Origin of the sequence: Bartonella sp. CR127HXZ (genome assembly GCF_042194555.1) — a bacterium.
GTDB lineage: Bacteria > Pseudomonadota > Alphaproteobacteria > Rhizobiales > Rhizobiaceae > Bartonella > Bartonella grahamii.
On record NZ_JBHIMZ010000006.1, the window covers coordinates 108772 to 116947 of the forward strand.

At 39.9% G+C, this 8176-nt stretch carries 7 protein-coding genes; all 7 read left to right on the forward strand.

The features are described from left to right. The first annotated feature begins 104 nt into the window (after positions 1-104). Complete coding sequence (locus tag ACFIKY_RS05160; protein WP_375635640.1) at positions 105-1223, forward strand: N4-gp56 family major capsid protein; 1119 nt, start codon at positions 105-107, stop codon at positions 1221-1223. Positions 1224-1305: 82 nt separating this feature from the next. Continuing rightward, entirely contained in the window at positions 1306-2001 is a 696-nt protein-coding gene (locus ACFIKY_RS05165; protein ID WP_375661507.1) for a hypothetical protein, read from the forward strand. A 501-nt stretch (positions 2002-2502) separates the two neighbouring features. Then, entirely contained in the window at positions 2503-3966 is a 1464-nt protein-coding gene (locus ACFIKY_RS05170; RefSeq protein WP_375635642.1) for a hypothetical protein, read from the forward strand. A 232-nt stretch (positions 3967-4198) separates the two neighbouring features. After that, on the forward strand, positions 4199-4681 hold the full coding sequence (locus tag ACFIKY_RS05175) for a hypothetical protein (RefSeq protein ID WP_375628924.1): 483 nt from the start codon (positions 4199-4201) through the stop codon (positions 4679-4681). Beyond that, a complete protein-coding gene (locus ACFIKY_RS05180; RefSeq protein WP_375661508.1) occupies positions 4678-5802 on the forward strand; it encodes a tail fiber domain-containing protein in 1125 nt (374 codons plus the stop codon). The genes ACFIKY_RS05175 and ACFIKY_RS05180 overlap by 4 nt, the downstream gene beginning before the upstream one ends. Further along, positions 5799-6803, forward strand: a complete 1005-nt coding sequence (locus ACFIKY_RS05185) for a phage tail protein (RefSeq protein ID WP_375635644.1) — start codon at positions 5799-5801, stop codon at positions 6801-6803. Before ACFIKY_RS05180 ends, ACFIKY_RS05185 begins: the two co-directional genes overlap by 4 nt. 850 nt (positions 6804-7653) lie before the next feature. After that, positions 7654-7809 (forward strand): hypothetical protein, encoded by a 156-nt coding sequence (locus ACFIKY_RS05190; protein ID WP_375635645.1) that lies wholly within the window; start codon positions 7654-7656, stop codon positions 7807-7809. Positions 7810-8176 lie beyond the last annotated feature (367 nt).

Consider the following 8176-nt stretch of genomic DNA (forward strand, 5'->3'; position numbering starts at 1 on the left):
TAAAACTCACGAATAACCTATTCACCATTTGAAATGAAATGTGGTGTTTTAACAACCGGCGCTTTGCCGGGTTTTTTATGTCAATAAAACTTTTAGAGGATAAAATGACTGTAACTTATATCGGACTTAATGACCCAATGGCAGTGCGCACATGGTCTAAATTACTAAACCAAGAAGTCTCAAAAGCAATTCCGATTGCACCGTTGATTGGAAATGATTCAAACAGTATCGTACAATTAAAGGATGAAACCACGAAAGCAAGTGGGGATGCCATTAGCTTTAATTTGCGTGTGCAGTTGCTAGGCGATGGGGTGAGTGAAGGGCAGACATTGGAAGGCAATGAAGAAGCCTTACAGTTTCTCAATGATCGCTTGGCAATTAATGAACTCGTTCATGCTGTGCGTGTCAAAAATGAGGGAACGATTGATCAACAACGGATTCTTCATGATTTGCGCACCGAGGCAAAAAATGGTTTGGTTGATTGGTATGCAGATCGTCTGAGTATGATGTTCTTCATTCAAGTGTGTGGATATACCGCAAAAGCTATTAACTTTGAGGGACGTACGATTACTCTTAAACCTGTCCATTATGGGTTTAATGCGCCAACGGCACCAACCGATAAACGCATCGTGCGCCCTAATGGAAAAACAAAAGATGAAGATTTAAAATCAAACGATGTTTTTGATCTTAAGCTCATTGATAAAGCTGTCGAAAGGGCTAAATTGGCAAATCCCAAAATTAGACCCGTGCGGATCGATGGGGAAAATGTCTATGTGCTTTATCTACATCCAACCCAAGTGACGCAATTGCGAACCAATACAGATGCGGGGCAATGGCTCGACATTACCAAGGCAATCTATAGTGGAAGTCGTATCAAAAATCCGCTCTATGATGGATCTTTGGGCATGTATAATGGTGTGGTTTTGCGCGAAGCTGAACATATTACCGAAGGAGTCGAATCTGGGACGGCAAATAAAGCTGTACCAAATGTGCGTCGTGCTGTTCTACTTGGTGCGCAGAGTGCTGTGATTGCTTTTGGTAAAGATCGAGGGGCGACACGCTATAAATTGGTGGAAGAACTCTTCGACTATGAAAGAGAATTCGGGGTCGCGGCAAAAACCATTATGGGTATGAAAAAAACTTGCTTTACCTTGCCAGGAAGTACGCAAGGGGCTCAGGATTTTGGCACTATTGTCATCCCAACTTATGGAGCACCTGCTTAAAGCGAATGTTTGCTAACTTCCCCCAACAAGAGGGATCTGTTGGGGGAAAAATTTAAAATGCTTCCAGAAAAAGGACAGGCTTATGACCACTTTATCCACTGATCCCAAAAATCTAAACCTTACACATTCAGACCATTCTAAAACTTTTGCTTATATGGTCGCGCTTATTCAAGATGAAATTGACGATACAACAGCGGAATATTCTCTGCAAATTCAAGATTCAATTTTTACGGCTTTGCGTGTGTGTGAATGCGAACCCTTTTTCTTTAATGAAAAAAGAGAAAGGACCTTTAAAACACAAAGTGGTAAAACATGGTATGGGCAAGAAGAGGGAGTTTTTATTGAATCAGAAAAGAGCTTGGAAGGCGTCTTTTTAGCAACAAAGAATGCAACACCAACAAAGTTGTTCTTTAAGCCCTTGGAAGTGTTGCATCAACAATATGGTATGCATCCTGCGCTAGGAACGCCATTCTTTTATACGTGCCTTGATCAAAAAATAGGACTCTTTCCAACACCAGAACATGTGGAAACTATGCAGCTTTCTTATGCTCCTGTTCATTTTGCCGATGAACAGCTGAAAGAAAGCGATAATCCTTGGTTGATTTATGCTTTTGATCTTATTAAAGCACGGGCAAAATATGAACTTTATAAAAATATTCTTAAAGACCCTGAATATGCCGCCGTTTCTTTCAGAGATTTTCAAGAACAGCTTCAAGCTTTGCGCATTGAAACATCGCGCCGAAAAGGTTCCTCAAAGATTCGCCCAATGAGTTTTTAAAAGGCTTTGTTCCAAATCGTTGATGGCTGGTTTGTCCCTTATGGTTGGATAAGCGCTGGGGATTGATGGTGAAGGGCTGGTGGATGGCGCTGGGTATGCCATTATTTATGGTATCTTTTTTTTCGACGTGTTAATCAACTTAAGGTTGTGTGCTTTGTTGAATTTTATGCCTTTAGAGTTTTAAGGGCTTTTGTGGTTTCAATCAGTAAGCTTTGGTGTTTTGAATGGTACTAGGATCTTCAAAGATTTATGGAGAGTTTAAAGGCTTTTTCCCAGTTGTTTTGGTGATTGCGGGCGGTTGATTTTGGTCGGGCGCTGGTGGATGGCGCTGGGTATGCCATTATTTATGGTATCTTTTTTTCGATGCGTTGATCAACTTAAGGTTGTGTATTTTGTTGAATTTTATGCCTTTAGAGTTTTAAGGGCTTTTGTGGTTTTTTATCAATAAGCCTTGGTGTTTTGAATGGCACTAGGCTCTTCAAAGATTTTATGGGGGTCTTGATGGCTTTTTTCCCAATCGCTGATTATCGACCCGATGTGGCGGATATCAATGGAATTTTTACCGATGAACTTGTTAATGTGCTACCGGCTGATGGCTCCTATATTCCTATGCCAAGTTTTGAACCTTTATCAGAGCCTTGTCCTGAGCCAATTTTAGGTGCTCTTGCGGTTAAAACAAAAAATGGGGTTTCTATTATTGTTGGAACAAGAGAAAAAATATTCTTGCTTGATAATACAACAATGAAGTGGAAGGATATTAGCCAAAAAGGAAAATCTTATCTTGCTAATGTTGATGCTCCGTGGTCTTTTGCTTTATTTGGTGATTTTATCATTGCAGTGAATGCCAATGATAAACCACAAGTGATTGATATTAATCATGATAAAAAATTTAGAAATTTAGGGGGAAATCCACCACAAGCAGGGATTGTTCGAATCTGGGGAGATTTCGTTTGTTTGATGAAATTAACCGAGCATCCAAGGCGGGTTCATTGGTCTGGATTAAATGATGCTGAATTTTGGACCGTGGGGAAAAAAAGTTGCGATTATCAAGATTTTCCTGATGGCGGATTCGTCCAAGGGGCAACCGAGACAACAAATCCAATTATCTTTATGCGTTCTGCAATCTATGCTGGTTCTTTTATCCCTGGCTCTAAGATTATTTTTAGTTTCCAAAAAATTCACGATAAACGAGGTGCAAAAAATGCTGAATCGATTGTTTGTAGAGGCGATTTAGCATTCTTTGCCGATGAGGGCGGTTTTTATCAAATAACAAATGAGGGACAGATTATCCCTATTGGGTTCGAAAAAGTCGATCGAACGATGACCGCAAAATCAAGGCAGGATAATCTGTATACCATGTCTGCGGCTATCGATGGGGTGTATAATCGTGTTTATTGGATGGTTGATTCTGATGAGAACCTTCATAAACGTATCTTGCTCATTTATGATTGGGGATTGCAAAAATGGACAAAAGCTCTCGTGGATATCAAAATGATATTGCCTATTTTCTTAGCAGGAACAACCCTAGAAGGTCTTGATTTTGTGACTAAGAATATTGATGATTTGTCCTTTTCTCTCGATAGTAAAGCTTGGAAAAATGAATCGCCTATTCTGGGGGCATTTGATCAACAGGGGAGACTGGGTTCGTTTTCTGGGGGGGCTATGGCTTGTGTTGTGACATCACAAGAAATGGGGCAGACAAATGGCATGATAACACGGGTGAAAAATATTATGCCTCAAGTCAATAGTGGAAAGTTTTATTTGTCTGTGGGAATGCGCTTTCGACAATCTCTTGAAGAGGAAACTGTTTGGTTGCCAGAAAAACAGCCTTCTTATAATACTGGACAAATTCATTGTCGCGCAAGGGCACGGTTTTATCGCTTTAAATTGCGCATTCCTGAAGGGGTGAATTGGACTCATGTCACTGGATTTGATGTGGAATTGACGCGAGCCGGTATGCGATAGGCCAAAGCCTTTATAAACAAAGGAACAAGGTGGTGCGTTATGCTTCATGCTTTTCTGCGATAAAGGAAAAATAGTCTGCACAATGGCTTATTTTTATAAAGAAGAAAGTTTCCTATTTGTTATGACAAAGGGATGATGGGGCTTCTTTTCTTTTGTTTTATTCTTCTTTTTGAAAGTTGTGCGGTAAGTATGGAACGTGAGAAATGCGTAGGGGGATGTTATTTAAGGGGAGATGAGTGATAAAGCTAAAAGAGCCAAAGTTATGATGCAAGAGAGTCAAGATTTGTATTCTGCTCATTTGACAGAGCAATGGCCATGGGAAAAAATCGCTCCCTATCAAGAGGCACTCAATGCTGCATTGAAAAAATATGCTCAGCGCTTTCCTGATGATGTTTGTCTGGAAAAAATTGCTGAAGAAATCGCTACAGGACAAGCACAATTGTGGCTGGTCTTAAAAAATAAAATCCAATTTAGTGCTTTTGCAATAACCAAAGTTGAAATAACCCATACAGGGAAAAAATGCGTCGTTCTCTCAGATCTTGCTGGAGAGGGAGGGCTGAAATTGGTCAAATTGATTGATGAAGTCGAAAAATGGGCGCGAACAATTAATGCTGAAGAAATGCACATGTTTGGAAGAACTGGATGGGCGAAAAGGCTCGCTCATCACGGATATTCTCGTAATCTTATTCAATATAGAAAGGTTCTCAAGCCATGAGTAGAAAAACCACACCTCAAGTGCAGACAACAACACAAACAAATGCTCCACCTGCTTGGGCGGCTGATATTTTTAAACAAGCCAGTGCTGATGCACTAGGACTTTATAATAAAGGAATTGGCGGCAACGTTTATCAGGGAGACAGAGTCGCTGGTCTTAGCGATATGACAAAAAATGCTCTGACCGGTTTACAACAAGCAGCAGGGCTCTATAACAATCCAACGGTAACGCAATGGTTGAATGCACCAACCAACAGCGCTACAAATCTTTCCAGTATGGCTAAGGGAAGCTGGATTGGAAGCAATAGTAAATTTAATACTGCATTGCAAAATGCCCTGAATAAAACTTCCGATGCAATTAATCAGTCGATGTCTGGGGCAGGACGTTATGGCTCTGGGGCTCACACCGGTGTGCTGGCCGATGAACTAGGCGCTTTAGCAACAAATGCTGCAGCACAGCAATATAATCAAGATATTAACAATATGATGAATGCAAACCAGATGATTGATCGCTCTCAGAATGATCAGGTTAATGCGGCAAATAGCTATTATCAAGGACAGAGTAATGTGCAAAGCAATGCTTTGAAAGGGGGCATGATTCAAGATGTAAATCGTCAAAATATCTTAGATGCTGAACGCCAAAAATGGTCAGAAAAAGATAATCAAGATTGGAACCGATTGCAAAGCTTGTTACAGATAGGAACACAGGCTGCTGGAAATTACGGAACGACTTCAGGAAAATCTACGACAATGCCTTCTGTGACAAAAGATCCATTGCGTGATGCGCAGCAAGTACTTGGATTGGTAGGAGGAATTTTAGGGCTTTGTGATGTGAGAGCAAAAGAAAATATTATCCCTGTGGGGCAGAAAAAGGGATATCCACTTTATATCTTTAATTATAAAGGAAATCCACAACGTTATCAGGGCGTTATGGCGCAAGACGTATTGCGTGTGAAGCCTGAAGCTGTTTATGTCAATGCAAAAACAAAGTTATTGCATGTTGATTATGACAAAATAGGACTGAAAATGGACAAAATACCGGCATCTAAAAATAAAATTGCGGCTTTCTTTTCTTCATTTTTTGCTCGTTTTCCCTTTTTGAAAAAAGAGTATCTTCTATGAGTTCGATTTATGATTGGTCAATTATCGCATCAGAAAATGCTTATGTCGATGAGAGTATAAACTGGGCAGAAGGGCAACCGCCAAGTACAGTCAATGATAGTGCTCGCGCTATGATGCAACGCATCAAAGAATATTTGTTGGATAATGGGGGCGGGATTGAAACACAGTTTACTGTCGATGTGGAAAACGAGAGGACATCACTTCGTTTGGCGACAAAGTCTTTTTTTGAGACTTATATGGATGGCATTGTTGTGCGCTTTAAAGCACAAGGCGTCAACAGAGGAATAACAAATGTTTCTTTAAATCAATTGCCGCCAAGACCAACTTATATGGCAACGCCAGAGGGTATTATGCCTTTAAAAGGGGGGGAAATTCAAAAGGGGGGGCTTTATGAAATCGTCTATACGTGTGATATTGCCGGAAAAAATGCTGATGGATGGTTTTTAACCAATCCTACTATAAAACTTCCTGAAATTCCGCCCTTTCCTCCTTTGCCTGAAACTTTTTCTTCTGGATTTATTGGGACTTTTGCTACAGAAAAAATACCCTCTGGATGGTTACTCTGTGATGGTAAAGAATATTCGCGAAAGAACTATGCCAATCTCTTTGCTGTTTTGGGGGAAACGTGGGGAAAAGGAGACGGGAGAACAACATTCAATGTTCCCGATTTGCGTGGAATGTTTTTACGGGGGCTCGATAGTGGAAAAGCAATTGATAAAGGACGTCGCTTGGGAAGTCGACAAGAAGAGTCTTTTAAATCTCATACCCATGAAGGAAAAACAGATTCAACAGGTAACCACCAGCATAGTTATCCAATGATTGACAAGGTAGTTTGGGATATGAATCACGGTGAATATTATAGAAATCTGGCTCAAGTCTACAATAAAGATCGGTTAACGAAGGCTGCGGGAGAGCATGAACATAAGGTCTTGTTGCAAAAAACAGGGGGGGATGAAACACGCCCCGTCAATATGGCGGTGGTTTATGCTGTCAAAGCCTGAGAATGAAAGCTTTGAGAGAGAAAGATAAAAATGAGCAAAATATCTGTTATGAGAAAAAGTCTTATAGAATATAAAGTCTTATAGAATATATTGTGCAGAAAGTTTTGAGGCGCTTTAGAAAAAAACTGAACTCTCTTTATTATTTTATTTTTTGTGCTGCCTTTGTTGGATGTCTAAAGGTAAGTTTGCCTATTGTTCTTTAGAGGATCAAGACAGTAATTATTGAAGGTAGGGGTAAAAGAGAACAAAAAATCTTCCTTTATTCATAGAGTTTTTTTCTGAGGAATAAAGATTTTATCCAAAAGGCTCCCTCTTGTGGTATCGTGATACATTGTTTAAGGTGCTGGGTTTAAAGCACTGGTGGGCGATGACAAAAAGCCCATGGATAAAATTTTATCTTGTTATACCGTAAAACACCGTCATTAAAACACTATTATTGAAGCTGGTGATATGGTGATATAAGGAAAATAAGACATACAATACTTGATCCATTTAAGTATTGAAGAGACATCTATTCAGGGGATGGGGTGCTTCGTTAAGCCTTATGCAAGTGAATTATATAAGGTGAGCAGCAGACGGAATCCCTTCAGAGTAGTTGGATTGTTTCAAACCGATGTGGGGCTAAAATCTTCGTCCTTTTAGGTGGCGGGAAGAGATCAATGGATATGTTTATTTAAAGAGAGAAAAGGCAAAATGGTGCTCTCCTTCTTTTGGGTAGAGCGTGTATGCAAAAAGCGTTCATTCTTTCAAAATGGGCATTTTATTGGCTAGAGCAGATTGGCGATGCGTTTAACACATGGTGAGTAATTGAACTCTCTTAGATGGCATTTTTTACTTGTTAGGAAACTTCTTGAAACAGAATGAGAGTGATACGAGAAAATCTGTAAAACAATGGTTTATCCCGTTGTGTCGTAAAATACCATTGTTTGAGATGCGGTTAAAACTTTATGCATTGGGATGTTTTTCGTCTGTGCGTATTCTTAAAGCAGCGTTTTTTGTAGAATAACTCTAGACAAGGCTGCATTTGAAGGGGAAGCTCAGTCAAATCCATTAGATAAGAAGTCAGATTGTTTACAGACTATTGTTTATCGATTGGCATTGTTTGAAGATCGGTGGGCGTGGCTTTGTCATTTTGGGGAAAGCCAACAAAGCAGCAAGGTGACATGCATTTTTCTTTGGTTTCAGGTGATAAAATCATCATTTTAGGTGGAAAACAGACTATAATCTAAAAAAATACCTTGTAAAAATTTTCAATGAGGAAATTTTTTTCAAAAGCCTTTCACATAGTTGTCTGAGGTTGTCTGAGGTTGTCTGAGGTTGTCTGAGGTTGTCTGAGGTTGTCTGAGGTTGTCTGAGGTTGTCTGAGGTTGTCT

What these genes read in the sequence shown, in the direction of transcription:
- ACFIKY_RS05160 (WP_375635640.1), top strand. Translation starts at nt 105, where the DNA reads ATGACTGTAACTTATATCGGACTTAATGACCCAATGGCAGTGCGCACA.
- ACFIKY_RS05165 (WP_375661507.1), top strand. Translation starts at nt 1,306, where the DNA reads ATGACCACTTTATCCACTGATCCCAAAAATCTAAACCTTACACATTCA.
- ACFIKY_RS05170 (WP_375635642.1), top strand. Translation starts at nt 2,503, where the DNA reads ATGGCTTTTTTCCCAATCGCTGATTATCGACCCGATGTGGCGGATATC.
- ACFIKY_RS05175 (WP_375628924.1), top strand. Translation starts at nt 4,199, where the DNA reads ATGAGTGATAAAGCTAAAAGAGCCAAAGTTATGATGCAAGAGAGTCAA.
- ACFIKY_RS05180 (WP_375661508.1), top strand. Translation starts at nt 4,678, where the DNA reads ATGAGTAGAAAAACCACACCTCAAGTGCAGACAACAACACAAACAAAT.
- ACFIKY_RS05185 (WP_375635644.1), top strand. Translation starts at nt 5,799, where the DNA reads ATGAGTTCGATTTATGATTGGTCAATTATCGCATCAGAAAATGCTTAT.